At 49.9% G+C, this 13,408-nt stretch carries 11 protein-coding genes; 10 read left to right on the plus strand and 1 reads right to left on the minus strand.

Annotated features, from left to right (window positions below; genetic code table 11):
• Positions 1 to 54: 54 nt before the first annotated feature.
• A complete protein-coding gene (locus ACXAD4_RS23710) occupies positions 55 to 669 on the minus strand; it encodes a thioredoxin domain-containing protein (protein ID WP_475244503.1) in 615 nt (204 codons plus the stop codon).
• 228 nt (positions 670 to 897) lie between these two features.
• Between ACXAD4_RS23710 and ACXAD4_RS23715 the strand changes: the two genes are divergently transcribed.
• The 10 genes from ACXAD4_RS23715 (at position 898) to pgmB (ending at position 13,406) form a co-directional block, all read left to right on the plus strand.
• Entirely contained in the window at positions 898 to 2,139 is a 1,242-nt protein-coding gene (locus tag ACXAD4_RS23715; protein WP_475244504.1) for an extracellular solute-binding protein, read from the plus strand.
• A 22-nt stretch (positions 2,140 to 2,161) separates the two neighbouring features.
• Positions 2,162 to 3,247, plus strand: a complete 1,086-nt coding sequence (locus tag ACXAD4_RS23720; protein ID WP_475244505.1) for a carbohydrate ABC transporter permease — start codon at positions 2,162 to 2,164, stop codon at positions 3,245 to 3,247.
• 2 nt (positions 3,248 to 3,249) lie between these two features.
• Positions 3,250 to 4,140 carry a carbohydrate ABC transporter permease gene (locus tag ACXAD4_RS23725; RefSeq protein WP_475244506.1) on the plus strand — a complete coding sequence of 297 codons (891 nt, stop codon included), beginning with the start codon at positions 3,250 to 3,252 and terminating at the stop codon, positions 4,138 to 4,140.
• Positions 4,141 to 4,596: 456 nt separating this feature from the next.
• Positions 4,597 to 5,226, plus strand: a complete 630-nt coding sequence (locus ACXAD4_RS23730) for a CatB-related O-acetyltransferase (protein WP_475245627.1) — start codon at positions 4,597 to 4,599, stop codon at positions 5,224 to 5,226.
• 285 nt (positions 5,227 to 5,511) lie between these two features.
• Positions 5,512 to 6,483: a LacI family DNA-binding transcriptional regulator gene (locus ACXAD4_RS23735; protein WP_475244507.1), complete on the plus strand. Its 972-nt coding sequence runs from the start codon at positions 5,512 to 5,514 to the stop codon at positions 6,481 to 6,483.
• A gap of 189 nt (positions 6,484 to 6,672) precedes the next feature.
• The gene (locus ACXAD4_RS23740; protein ID WP_475244508.1) at positions 6,673 to 7,908 is read left to right on the plus strand and encodes a type 2 periplasmic-binding domain-containing protein; all 1,236 of its coding nucleotides are present in this window, start codon (positions 6,673 to 6,675) and stop codon (positions 7,906 to 7,908) included.
• Between the two features lie 12 nt (positions 7,909 to 7,920).
• Entirely contained in the window at positions 7,921 to 9,015 is a 1,095-nt protein-coding gene (locus ACXAD4_RS23745; protein WP_475244509.1) for a carbohydrate ABC transporter permease, read from the plus strand.
• The gene (locus ACXAD4_RS23750) at positions 9,008 to 10,420 is read left to right on the plus strand and encodes a carbohydrate ABC transporter permease (RefSeq protein WP_475244510.1); all 1,413 of its coding nucleotides are present in this window, start codon (positions 9,008 to 9,010) and stop codon (positions 10,418 to 10,420) included. The genes ACXAD4_RS23745 and ACXAD4_RS23750 overlap by 8 nt, the downstream gene beginning before the upstream one ends.
• 15 nt (positions 10,421 to 10,435) lie before the next feature.
• On the plus strand, positions 10,436 to 12,778 hold the full coding sequence (locus tag ACXAD4_RS23755; RefSeq protein WP_475244511.1) for a glycoside hydrolase family 65 protein: 2,343 nt from the start codon (positions 10,436 to 10,438) through the stop codon (positions 12,776 to 12,778).
• Positions 12,771 to 13,406: a beta-phosphoglucomutase gene (pgmB, locus tag ACXAD4_RS23760; RefSeq protein ID WP_475244512.1), complete on the plus strand. Its 636-nt coding sequence runs from the start codon at positions 12,771 to 12,773 to the stop codon at positions 13,404 to 13,406. The genes ACXAD4_RS23755 and pgmB overlap by 8 nt, the downstream gene beginning before the upstream one ends.
• Positions 13,407 to 13,408 lie beyond the last annotated feature (2 nt).

A 13,408-nucleotide genomic window follows, 5' to 3' on the forward strand; every position in this document is an offset into this window, starting at 1 on the left:
TTTTTTTGGTTTGTTATTGAATATTATGTTTCTTACCTACTGATTAAGCCTTATTCAATAACCCTTACTTAGTAATGCCTTCACGGTGGTGGCAATATCCTCTTCACTCTTATGCGCCTGGAACAGCACGACATACTTGCTGTTGATGATCAGGGACGGTACCGCGTTGACTTCATAGGCCGCACTGATTTGCTTGGCTCTATCTACCTCTGCTTTGATGGCTCTGATGTTCCTTTCTGCCGTTTTACCATCGTCGCCAGTGGTATATCGTTTGATAGTCCCCATGGCATCATTCAGTCTAACTTCCGCACTGCCGCCTCCCTGAACCGCATCAAATAAATCTGCCGTAAAGGCGTCAAGTTTATCCGGAGTAACCATTAGCCGACCGGTGTAATACAAAGACGCTTGCATTTCAGTCGGCCGGTTGTAGACAACATGGACTTTGTCAATCGGTTGCTTAATTCGCCGAGCCAGTCTGGAAAAAATCTGCTCCAGTGAGTGGCAAGCATGGCAGCCAAGGGCGAAGATTTCTGTAACAGGTGCCAGTTTAATATCACCCGGGGTATCTACCGTTTCGTAGTGGATCCCCTCTATCGGTTTGGTTGCGGCATTGACCTGGGCAGCAAGCAGCATCCAGAACACCATGGTTATCAGGCTATTTGTTTTCACGGTTGTACCCCTCCTATTTCGTGCTGGTGATTATACATATTTAGGTTTGATATTAAATCTAAATATTTTATGGTGTTTTTTTATCCTCAGTTTAATCTGTCCAGTTTGGGGGGAGGGGGAGTGTTCATTTGCCGAAAATTTCCCTAAGATCAGAAATTAGGGAATGAGGATGTATGGCTGAAGATGGGTTTATCGTACGTGACTAAAAGCGCCATGGTAATTTGCTCAGTGTTTGGGCTATTTTCTGCCGCTTTTGCGTCGGAGCCACCAAAGGAAATAACCCTTTGGCGCCATCAAACGGGCACCAATGAGATGCAAGCCAGCGCCGACCAAGTGGCTCGTTTTAACCAGTCGCAGCAAAAATGGAAAGTCGTCGTTGAGTCACTGCCACAGGCGTCATACACCGAATCAATTACAGCTGCTGCCTTGGCGCGTCAGCTGCCCTGTATTTTGGGGGTCGACCAACCGACTGTCCCCAACTTTGCATGGTCTGGCTTTTTACAGCCTTTATTCCCTTTGCTCGCGCCTGCAACATACCAGGGTCTCAGCGTCGGCGGGCGAGGGATGTATCAAAACCAGCTGTATTCTGTCGGGCCTTTTGATGTTGCGCTGACGCTTTTTACTCGCTACTCCATTTTGGAGCGCTATCAAATTCGGGTACCCACTCTGTCATCACCTTGGACAAAAGAAGAGTTTGATAACGCTTTGCAGCGATTGAAAGCATCAGGGGAGTTTGCGTATCCCTTCGATATCAATACTGGATGGGGCAACGAGTGGCCAAGCTATGGCTGGGCACCATTAATGCAGAGTTTCGGGGCTGATTTGATTGACCGCTCAAACTATGTAGAAGCTGAAGGCATTCTGAACTCACCTGAAGCGGTGGCGTTTGCCGAATGGCTTTCCCAACTCGTTGAGTTTGGATGGATTGACCGCCGCCCGGCTGACAGCCAAGGGTTTATTAATGGCCGTACAGCGATTCACTACACCGGCAGCTGGTCAGTTAGGCAGTATCAACAGGCTTTTGGTGAAGATTTGGCTATCCTACCTGTGCCTGATATGGGGCATGGGCCAGTCATTGGAGGAGGCTCTTGGCAGTGGGCGATAACCACTAGTTGCCAGGCCCCCGATGGTGCGGCAGCCTTTATTGACTTCGTGATGCAGCCTGAAGAAATCGCGCTTTTTTCAAAAAGCACCGGATTCATACCGACAAAGTCCTCTGCTGCCGAGCTGACCGCGAACTACAACATAGAAGGCCAGTGGCGAGTATTTTACGAGTTTACTAAGCGGTATACGGTAAATAGGCCAGCCACACCTGCCTACGCCATAATTTCAGCCTCTTTTGCCAAAGCAATGCGCGATATTTTAGATGGCGGTGAACCGCAGGAAGAGCTAGATATGGCGGTCGATAATATTGAGCGCAGTATCTACAATAACCGGTGCTTTGGCTTTACGCTGCCGCCGGAAAAATGATGGATAGGAAGATAAATTAGTAATGTTGCTCAAAGGAATGACATTAGGAAAAAGACAGAAAGTCTGGGGTTGGATGATGGGGGGCCCGGCGTTTTTTGGTTTGGCCTTCTTTGTCATTCTTCCATTTGTCATGGCAATCGCCATGACCTTTACCAATCAGCGGCTGTTGTCTCCGTATCCGACTGAGTTTGTCGGTATGCAAAACTATGAGCGACTGCTGGGTATTAACTACGTCGTGCTTTCACCCTTGGAAGATGAGGCTGGCGAGCTGATTTTGGATGAGGATGATGAGCCGATATACCCCCGGCTACGGACGGTACTGAGATCCGATTATCCCAAACTGCGTTACTACTACGAACTTGCCAGTATTAAAGTCTGGGATGACAAAGAGTTTGTATTGCTGGCGCGCGACCCCGTGTTTTGGCGCTCTTTGTGGAATACCCTGAGTTTCGTTTTGCTGGTGGTGCCGCTGCAAGGCTGCGTGGCTCTGGGGCTCGCGCTTTTGGTCAACCAAGGGCTAAAAGGGACGCTGTTTTTCCGAACGGTCTTTTTTGCCCCGGTTGTGACCTCCATGGTGATAGTTTCGATTGTCTGGACTTTCCTCTACCACAAGGACATGGGCGCAATTAATGTCTACTTGCGTTGGTTTTCGTTGGGGTTATTAGGGCCTATCGACTGGCTCGGAGATAAAGCTTGGGCCATGCCCTCTATTGTCATTATGTCGGCATGGCAGGGGGCTGGTGTGCAGATGTTGATCTTCTTGGCTGGCCTGCAAGGGATCCCGAAAGAGCAATACGAAGCGGCCAGTATTGATGGTGCCAACCGTTGGCAGCGCTTTCGCTATATCACCCTGCCGGGACTCAAGAACACCTTGGTGTTCATTGTTATTTCAACCACCATTGCGGCATTTGGTTTGTTTACCCAGGTTGATGTGATGACCCAGGGCGGGCCGCAGGATTCAACCTCAACCGTCATGTATCACGCGATAACCCAAGGGTATCGGCAGATGGATATCGCCTACGGGGCAACTATCAGTGTGGTGTACTTTATCGTCATCTTCATTATCGCCCTATTGCAGAAGCGCGTTATGAGCCGGAGGCAGAAGTAATCATGGTGCTACGTTCCCACTTCAATAACCGTTACCAACGGATCCTGATGTACGCGGTGATGCTTTTTCTCGCTTATATCTTCGCCTTTCCTCTGCTGTTTATGCTGGTGTCATCGTTCAAGCCTGAGGCACAGATTTTCAAAGATCTCTATTCGTTGCGGGCAATACTGCCAAGTGGTGAGCTATCCCTCGACAACTACCGCACGGTGTTTGATAAAAGTAATATCGTGCGGTTTTTCTACAACTCGATGTTCATTACCGGCGTCAGTGTGCTGCTGGGATTATTGATTAACTCTATGGCAGCATATGCTTTGGCAAGGTTGCGCTGGAGGGGACAGGCGTGGATTTTGGCTGGCATTATTGCCTTGTTGATCGTGCCTTTCGAAGCCATCGTGATCCCATTATTGATGCTGGTGGCAAAGCTGCCATGGATAGAATGGCAGGGTGGGCAGTTTATCCTTGCCCAGTCTTGGCTCAATAGCTACCACGTACAGATTTTGCCCGGTGTCGCCAATGCGTTTTCTATTTTCCTGTTCTACCAGTTCTTCAAGGATATCCCGAAGGATTTCGATGAGGCTGCAGCGGTTGATGGCGCGACCCCGTGGCAGATTTACTGGAGGATCATAGTACCAATGTCGAAGCCGGTGTTTGCGACGGTAGCTATTTTGCAGTTTCTGACCAACTGGAACCAGTACCTTTGGCCGGTTATGGTGGTACAGAGTGAAGACGTCAGGCCGGTGATGTTGGGTATACAGCAGTTCTTCGGGGTGAATACCTCATGGGGGGAGGTCATGGCCTACGCTACCTTGATCACGCTTCCGGTACTGGCTGTGTTTTTGTTCTTCCAGCGCCGTTTTGTCCAGTCGATGGCTGGGGCGGGGATCAAAGGGTAATATCTCGTCGATGAACTGAAGCGGCGTCAGGAAGCGCTGGCAGAGAAGAAACCGTTAAGGGCATTAAACGAACGACCATTTTTACAAGGTTAGTTTGCTTCAATGGCTGCCTACCAAAGGTTGACCTAGGGCGGTTTATCGCTATGATCACTGGTCTGAAACTGATCATAATTCTACATAACCATTCAATAACGGAGGTGCACAAAATGACTAAGCTTACCCGCAAGCGCGTGCGCATCTTCGTTGCCAAAATTGCTTACCTTAAGCAGCCCCATATCGCTTAGTGCAGGCAGTAAATAATACTCACTTATTTACTGCCGAAGAATGATGCGAGACCATACCCAATATAAGTGAACTCTAGCTTGCCGATAATAAGTTAACGCAAGTAGTTTGCTGTGGCTTACTCCGCTCTTTCATAGGTTTTCTGTTTTTCTATATGAAGAGAACGAAGCAATGATGAACAACAAGCACTGGACGAAAATGGAAATGCTCCATCAAACCGTCAAGAACAAAAACATTTCCATCAAAGGCACCCATAGTTATTACAGCGATGCTTACGATAATGGCTTTGAGCGCTCGGTGGTGCGTTACCTCCATGGTGACGAACAAACTTGCCATCGCGAACCCCGTTGGGAAATCGACAAGCTGTATATCGGCGATTATGTCTGTATTGGTGCTGAAGCGGTGATTTTGATGGGGGGTAACCATACCCACCGTGTCGACTGGTTTTCGCTTTACCCGTTTATGGACAAGATTGACGAAGCCTACCAATCAAAAGGGGACACCCATCTTGGTGATGGCTGCTGGATAGGTATGCGTGCGATGATCATGCCAGGTGTTACCATTGGTGAAGGCGCTATTGTCGCTGCCAATAGTGTGATTACTAAAAATGTCGAGCCATATACCATTGTTGGCGGTAGCCCGGCGAAAACCATACGTAAACGCTTTGCGCCAGATACTATCGAACGCTTGCTGGCCTTGAAAATCTACGATTGGCCTGAAGCCAAGTTCGATGCCCTCAAAGATGTGATCTGCAGCAATGATATTGATGCATTGGAACACGCTCACCTTAGTTACGTGAACTGATCAGTGTTAGCAGCCTTTAGACGCTTTCTGTAGGCTGCTATTTACTTGTGTTACGTCGGTTTTTTCATCAATAACTCGAATGGCTAGATTTTAATTTTGGCTTTCTTAGATTTACGTAAAGGCTAAAGCGTGATGTAAGTACCTAAAAGTTGGTAAAAAGTTAAGCTGTTCGTGTTGTTTTGTGTGATTCTGAGGCGTAAAGTGTCCAGCAGATTGAGAAAATTGACCTTGAGTATTTACGTAAACTTTACGAAAATAGTTAAGTGATCTGTTATGGGGAAGAAAATGAACGTCATGGAACCAGTCGAAATTCCAAAAGCGACCATCAAAGAAGCGGCAGAAAGAGCTGGCGTTTCGATTGCATCGGTCAGCCGGGCTTTGAACAATAAGCCGGGGATTAGCGAAAAAACACGTAAGCGCATTTTAGACATCTGCGCTGAGCTTAACTACATCCCGAATACTTCGGCAAGGGAATTGACGGCAGGGCATAGTAATACCATTGCTATTTCCATGGGGCCGCATGACTTCGTTGCTTCGCGTTATCTAGGTATGCTTTGGCCTGCGCTTTCTTCTGCAATCCGCAAGAAGGGCCAGAACCTATTACCGGTTGAACAAGATACCGATATCAGCCAGATCACTGGGGCGATTTTGCTCGGGGTTGAAGACAATGATGCCCGCGCTAAGTACCTAAAAGAGACTGGAGTTCCTTTTGTTTCAATAGGTTGTAGTGATGGTGTGTTCTGGGTCGCACCGGATGATTTTAATGGTGCCCGCCAAGCAACCGAGCACTTATTGGAGCGTGGCCGCAAGCAAATCGCTTTTGTTACCCCGACGGTTTATGGTGGCGGCTACCAGTTCCGTTACCAAGGTTATATGTCGGCAATGGCGAGCAAGGGCTTGCCAGTCAGAGAGATCCGCACCACCTGTGAGCCACTAGGAGAGATTGCCGCTTATCGCTATTTCCTCAATATGGACGAAAAACAGCTGGAGTCCCTTGATGGCTTCGTATGTGAATGTGACGAGACGGCGATTGGTTTGATTGCGGCATTGAGGGATAGGGGCTATCAAGTCCCGCAAGACTTCTCTGTCGTCGGTTACGATGGGTTGCCTGGGGTATCGAAAGATCTGACGACCATCGTCCAGGACCCGCACGATATTGCCGATAAGGTTTCCGAATTACTTGAAGCGGCGATTGCCGGTGAAATGCCACGTGGAGCTGTGATCCCTGTCACGTTAAAAGTCGGCAAAACAAGCTGATTTAAGCAAAAAATATACCTTCCCCTTATATATCAACGTAAAAGCGTGACGAGAGTCGCGCTTTTTTTATCTCTATAGCAAATAGCTCCTGCCTATTACGTTTTTGTGATCCTGTTAACGTAAGCGTTTACGTTAAGATCGTAAACTCACCTCAGATTTTACGGATTGGACGAAAAGGTGAGGACAACAATGAAGAAAAAAGCATTGGCGTTATCTCTGCTGTTAGCGGGCATGGCTTCCCACACAATGGCTGCAACTGAAGTGACGATTGCTGGTTGGGGCGGCAATGATGTCGTTGCCATGAACAAACTGGTGAATGATGTCCTGGTTGAAGATTTCAAGGCGGCAGGTATTGCCATTAAATACATGCCGGTTGAAAGTGACTTCGGGCAGTACATCATCAATGGTTTGTCTGCGGGTACAGCGCCGGATGCGTTTTACATTGATGTCTTGATGGCTCAGGCATTGGTGAACTCTGGCAAGGTTGCGGCAAACGACAAGAGCTTGGATAAGGTCTCAGAGCAAATCCTTCCTAACCTGAACCTAGCATTCACCCTAGAAGATAAGCAGTACGGTGTTGCCAAAGATTTCAATACCTTAGCGCTGCAATTCAACAAAGATATCTTCGATGATGCGGGTGTTGACTACCCAACCAACAAAGATTCCTGGGCAGATCTGCTGACTAAGCTAAAAGCGATTAAAGCTGAGCTGGGCGATGAAGTCTCCGGTATCTGTGTGATGCCTGACTACGCACGTTTCGCTCCATTTGCGCTATCAACCGGCTGGAAGCCATTTAACGAAAATGGCCAAACTATTCTCGATGATGATTTCCGCCGTGCGTTTGAATTCTACACTTCGCTTAAGTCTGAAGGTGTTGGCATTCTTGCTTCTGATATCGGCCAGAGCTGGGGTGGCGGTTGTCTGGGTACCGAAGAGACGGCTGTTGCCATCGAAGGTAACTGGATCAGCGGCTATTTGCGCGATAAAGCGCCGAACATGCAGTATGGCTCGACCATGATGCCTATCGACAGCAAGACTGGCGAGCGTGGCAACCTGCTGTTTACTGTGGCATGGGGTATCAATGGTGATGGTGCCAATGTCGAGGCGACACGCAAGGCTGTCGACATCCTGACTAGCCAAAAAGCGCAAAACTGGGTGCTGGATTCGGGTCTTGCCCTGCCAAGCCGTGCAGATCTGTCTGAGGCGGAATACTTTGCCCAGCCTGATCAGGAAAACCAGCTAGCGAAAACCATTTTCGACGGTGCTTCAAGCGGCCACGTGATGCCATTTGCCTTCGGTCAGCATGGCTCGAACTGGATGCAACCAGTGAACGAAGCCCTGAACGCCGTATTGCTTGAGCAAATGACCGCTGATGAAGCGATCAAGATGGCTCAGGCTAAATACGACGCCATGACTGGCAAGTAAGCGAGGTTTGCAATGAATTCCCTTCGCTTACGCGAACAGGTTTACGGGTGGCTCCTAGCTGGGCCATTCGTTCTGACCCTGGTTGTTTTCTTCTTATATGCCTTGGTTCGTACCGTTTACTTTAGTTTTACGGAATACGATCTGTTTTCTGAGGCGGTCTGGGTTGGCCTGAATAACTTTGTTGCTCTGTTCAAGGATGACTTGTTCTTGCTGGCATTGGGTAACACGGTGTCTTTCTCGGTGATTGTGACGGTTATCCAGACGGTATTGGCATTGGGCTTGGCGATTTTGGTCAACTCCAAAATCCGCGGTAAGTCTTTCTTCCGCACAGCTTTTTACCTGCCGAGTATTTTGTCGAGTGCTGCCGTTACCCTGATTTTTATTTGGTTCTACCAAAAGAACGGTTACCTCAACGGCTTTTTGACTTCGGTAGCGGCAAACTCCCCGTACCTGACGTGCTTTGTAGTTACTGCTGCGATTTGCCAGCTGGTACTGGTGTGGCGTGACCGCATCCGCGGTTTGCCGGCAAGCTGGTTCGATCCGGCTTGGGGCATCCTGTCATGCATGATTGCCGCAGTGATCACCTTGGTTGGCTCGATGACTGGCTTGGTTGAAGCCTCAAGTCATGTGGTGGAAGTGAACTGGCTCAACACCCGTGAAGAGGTTGGCCCGATGCCGCTGACGCTTTGGGCGATTGTTATCCAGAACATCTACACCACGATCCCGACCTTCATGCTGCTGTTTTTGGCTGGCTTGCAAGGGATCCCAGAGGAGCTGTACGAAGCAACCCGCATCGATGGTGCGAAGAAGTGGCAACAGCACTGGCACATCACGATTCCTCAGCTTGCACCGGTGACCTTTGTCGTTATCACCTTCGGCATCATCGGTACGCTGCAGATGTTTGACCAGGTTGCCCTATTAGGTGCCGCTGCACCACTAGAGTCACGTATTACCCTGGCTTACTACGTTTACCACAATGCTTTCCCACCGGGCGGTACACCGCAAATCGGTATGGCAAGTGCTGCATCACTGGTACTGGCGTTCATTACCCTGGTCGTGGTTTACATTCAGAAAATTTTCGGTGTGAAGGAGAAAGCAGATGTCTGATTTGGCACTGGCACAACCGGCTGAAAAACCTGCGGTTAGCATGGAGCAAATCAGTAAGTTCCACGCCCGCCGCCGCTGGGCCAAGGTGGCCTGGGTTTACGGTGCGCTGATGATGATTGCGACTATCATGCTGGGTACGTTTGTGGTCGCTTTCATGGCGAGCCTAAAAGATGACCCGTTGGAGCAACCATTCAAGTTCAATTTTGCCCAGGTACAGCCTGCCAACTGGTCTGCAGCTTACCAGCTGGGTAATGACGGCAACAGTGCCCCTTGGTTTGGTGGCTTTGCCCCGGGCGCGGATATCACTTTCCAGGTGACTTACGCGGTCGAAGAGGGTGACGAGCTTGCTATCCCTGTGATTGAAGTGCCTCGCCGCCGTCCGGGTACCGGTATGGCTGCGGCTATTACCACCGAGTTTGCGGCCGATTACGCTGTGGTTTCCGAGCCGAAGCTTATTGGCGAAGCCAGCGACGTTACGTTTGTCGAGCAACGTGGTAAACGTGAAGTCACCCGCCAAGGCAACAGCGCGACGTGGGAATTCACTGTCCGCTATGAAGGCGATGGCCCAGTAGTGGATACCCTGCCACTTAACATCACCGCCCCTCGCGGTCAGGTACTGGTGGATAGCACCCTGTCACCGAACCGTATGGAGCGTCGAGGCCGAGTTGCCGCGTGGGACAACCTTGCACCGGGTGTGATTGGTTATGTGTTCAAAAGCTACGTAAGGGTTTACACCGAGTCAGTCAGCCTTGAAACCGGCAAGAGCCTGTTTATGAGCTGGACCATGAACTCATTCTTCATCGCCTTCGGCAAGGTACTGCTGACCCTGTTCTTTGCATGTACAGCAGGTTACGCCCTGGCGCGATTAAAGTTTACCGGTGCGCGCTTTGTGTTTGCGTTCATGCTGCTGAGCATGATGGTACCGGGTCAGGTGACGTTTATTTCGAACTACCTGATCTACCGTGACATTGGCTTGCTCAATACCCCCTGGGCTGTGATCACCGCCATCGTCGCCTCCGGCCAGGTGCTGATCATGAAGCAGTTCTTCGAAAGTGTGCCGAAGGAGCTGGAAGAAGCCGCGATTGTCGACGGTGCCAACCCAGCCACTATTTTGTTCCGTATTTTCATGCCATTGGCGAAGCCGGCCATCATGTCGGTCACCATCCTGGGTTTCCAGGGCGCATGGAATGATTTCTTCTGGCCGCTGGTGGTTATCAACAGCCCGACAGATGCCTACACGCTTCCTGTTGGTCTATTGAGCCTACGTAACGCTTACGGTGTTGCAGGCGACTGGAACCTGATCCTGGCCGGGGCTTTCCTGTCCACGATCCCTGTACTGATTGTTTTCATTATTTTCCAACGTTACTTCGTTGGTAACGATATTTCTTCCGCTGTTAAAGGTTAATTAGGAAATTTTACGATGTTTATGAACTACAACGCTGGTCAAGGCGAACTGAAAAACTGGATCGTTGAGGAAACCGCGTTTGACTCAGCATTCCAAGGCAAATGTGAAGTTGTTATGAGCCAAGGTAACGGCTACATGGGTGCGCGTAGTGCAACGGAAGAAAAATACGTTGGCCAGACCCGCAACCTGTTCGTTGCTGGTACGTACAACAAGTTCGATGAAGAAGAAGTGACTGAACTGCCAAACGCAGCTGATATGAGTGCGATTGAAATCTTCATCGATGGCCGCCGCTTTCACCTTGAAGCCGGCGAAGTGAGCAACTACTCACGCCGCTTGAACGTGAAAAACGGTGAGCTGACTCGTGAGTTCACATGGAAAAACACTGAAGGCAAGAGCTTCGAGATGCGCTTCCGTCGCTTCTTCTCACAAGCGAACCTTCACCTGATGGCATTTGATGTACAGGTTAAAGCCCTGGACAGTGATGCGAAAATCGAAATCCGCTCGGGTGTCGATGCCCAGCTTTCGAACTCTGGCGCACAGCATTTCCACGAAGGCGAAAAGCGTATTTACGACAAGCGTTTCATCGAGCTTCTGCAGCACACTACTGAAAGCAAGGTAGATTTTGTCTTCCTGACGTCGCACCGTTACTTTGTAAACGGCCAAGAGACTGAAATCGACCCATCGCTAGCTATGGACCGCCGTAAAGTATGGGTAAACATCAACTACGACCTGAAAGCGGGCGAAGCATTCGGTACCGAGAAAATCGGTGTGGTACACACGTCTCGCGACAAGCAGTTCGATGTTGAAGGCTACGAGCTTCAGTCTCTGCGTGACCACGCGCTGACAAACCTTAAAACGAATGCTGACCGTAGCTTTGATGAACTGCTTGAAGAAAGTGCAGCTGAGTGGGACAAGCGCTGGGCAGGTATGAATATCACTATCGGTGGTTCTGACTTTGATCAGTTGGCTATCCGTTTCGCTCAGTACCAGCTAAACATCTTTACCCCAATGCACGACTCTCGCTTCGGTATCGGCGCGAAAGGCCTGTCTGGCGAAGGCTACAAAGGCCACTCGTTCTGGGATACAGAAGTATTCATGCTGCCTTTCTTCATCTACACCATGCCTGAAGTTGCTCGCAGCCTGCTTGAGTACCGCTTTAAGACCCTAGATGGCGCGCGTAAGAAAGCGAAAGACAACGGCTACATTGGTGCTCAGTTCCCATGGGAATCAGCACTAACTGGTGAAGAAGTAACGCCTGTATGGGGTGCTGTTGACATCATCACTGGTAAATCAACCAAGATCTGGTCTGGTTTTATCGAGCAGCACATCACTTGTGACATCACTTACGCCCTATGGCAGTACTACCAGATCACTGGCGACCAGAAGTTCATGGATGACATGGGCTACGAGATCATGTTCGATACCGCGACTTTCTGGACTAGCCGTCTGGAGTGGCTGGAAGACCGCAACATGTGGGGTATTTGTAACGTCATCGGTCCTGATGAGTACAAAGAGCACATTGATAACAACGCCTTCACCAACTACATGGCGGTGGAAAACATTAAGCTGGCGATCCGCTACTACGAAGACCTTGAGCAGTCTAACCCAGAGCTACTGGCGAAACTGTCTGACAAGCTGAACCTAGTAGAAGCACGCAAGATGTGGCTAGAGCGCGTCGATAACGTTTACCTGCCACAGCCGCGCCCTGAAGATAAGGTAATCCCGCAGGATGACACTTACCTACAGAAAGAAGTTATTGACCTGACTAAGTACAAAGAGCAGCCATTCGTTGGTGGCCTGTTCCAGGACTACAACCTTGAGCAGGTTAACGAGATGCAGGTTTCCAAGCAGGCCGACATCATGGTGCTGTTCCTACAGCAGGAAGACAAGTTCGACCTGGAAACCAAGCTGGCGAACTGGAACTACTACGAGCCGAAAACACTGCATGACTCATCATTGAGCCTATCTACCCACTCGGTATTGGCATCGGATGTAGGTAATGCAGAGCTTTCTTACGACCTATACCAGCAAGCTGCAGGTATTGATATCGGCCAGAACATGAAGAGTTCTGATCACGGTATCCACGCGGCGTCTATCGGCGGTATGTGGCAGTGTGTGGTATACGGCTTCGGTGGTGTTCGTATGCTGGGCGGCAAGCTTCGCATCAACCCTAACCTGCCTAAGCAGTGGGACAGCCTGAACTTCCCAATCTACTGGAAAGGTGAGCGTCTGGAAGTCACTGTCGACCAGGAAACAGTACAAATCGCCCGTCCTGAATTCACAGGCCAGGCACTGGCAATCGAAGTGGCCGGTGAGCCACGTGTTATCGAGTCAACTGAGGTAACTTTCAATGTGTAAGGCATTTATTTTCGACCTAGACGGTGTGATCACCGATACCGCTGAGCTGCACTACCAAGCCTGGCAGCGTATGGCCGACGAAGAAGGTTACTACTTCGACCGTGAAATCAATGAACAGCTGCGCGGCGTTTCACGCCGTGCATCACTGGAAATTATCCTTAATGGCCGTGAGATCAGCGAGGAAAAAATCGCTGACCTAATGGAACGCAAGAACAACTACTACGTTGAGCTGCTGAGCACCATTACAGCTGAGGATGTCCTGCCGGGTATCGAGCAGTTCCTGCTTGAGCTGAACGCACGCGGTATCAAAGTTGCGCTGGCATCGGCGAGCAAGAATGCCCGCCCAATCCTGCACCGTTTAGGCCTGACACCATTGTTCGATGCAATTGGTGATGGCTGGTCGGTGAACCGCTCAAAGCCTGCGCCGGATGTATTCATCCACGCAGCAGGCCAGGTGGGCGTTAACGCTGATGAGTGTATCGTAGTGGAAGATGCTGAAGCCGGTGTTGATGCTGCGAAAGAAGCGGGCATGAAGGTTGTTGGTATCGGGCCGAAAGAGCGTGTTGGCCATGCGGACTGGGTCTGTGCAGACACCAGTAAGCTAGTGGTATCGCAAATTTTGGCGTAACG

Source organism: Photobacterium sp. AWH4_225 (assembly GCF_056158405.1).

Coding starts and splice junctions, on each gene's coding strand:
- ACXAD4_RS23720 (WP_475244505.1), top strand. CDS start 2,162: ATGTTGCTCAAAGGAATGACATTAGGAAAAAGACAGAAAGTCTGGGGT.
- ACXAD4_RS23725 (WP_475244506.1), top strand. CDS start 3,250: ATGGTGCTACGTTCCCACTTCAATAACCGTTACCAACGGATCCTGATG.
- pgmB (WP_475244512.1), top strand. CDS start 12,771: ATGTGTAAGGCATTTATTTTCGACCTAGACGGTGTGATCACCGATACC.
- ACXAD4_RS23750 (WP_475244510.1), top strand. CDS start 9,008: ATGTCTGATTTGGCACTGGCACAACCGGCTGAAAAACCTGCGGTTAGC.
- ACXAD4_RS23735 (WP_475244507.1), top strand. CDS start 5,512: ATGAACGTCATGGAACCAGTCGAAATTCCAAAAGCGACCATCAAAGAA.
- ACXAD4_RS23745 (WP_475244509.1), top strand. CDS start 7,921: ATGAATTCCCTTCGCTTACGCGAACAGGTTTACGGGTGGCTCCTAGCT.
- ACXAD4_RS23740 (WP_475244508.1), top strand. CDS start 6,673: ATGAAGAAAAAAGCATTGGCGTTATCTCTGCTGTTAGCGGGCATGGCT.
- ACXAD4_RS23755 (WP_475244511.1), top strand. CDS start 10,436: ATGTTTATGAACTACAACGCTGGTCAAGGCGAACTGAAAAACTGGATC.
- ACXAD4_RS23730 (WP_475245627.1), top strand. CDS start 4,597: ATGAACAACAAGCACTGGACGAAAATGGAAATGCTCCATCAAACCGTC.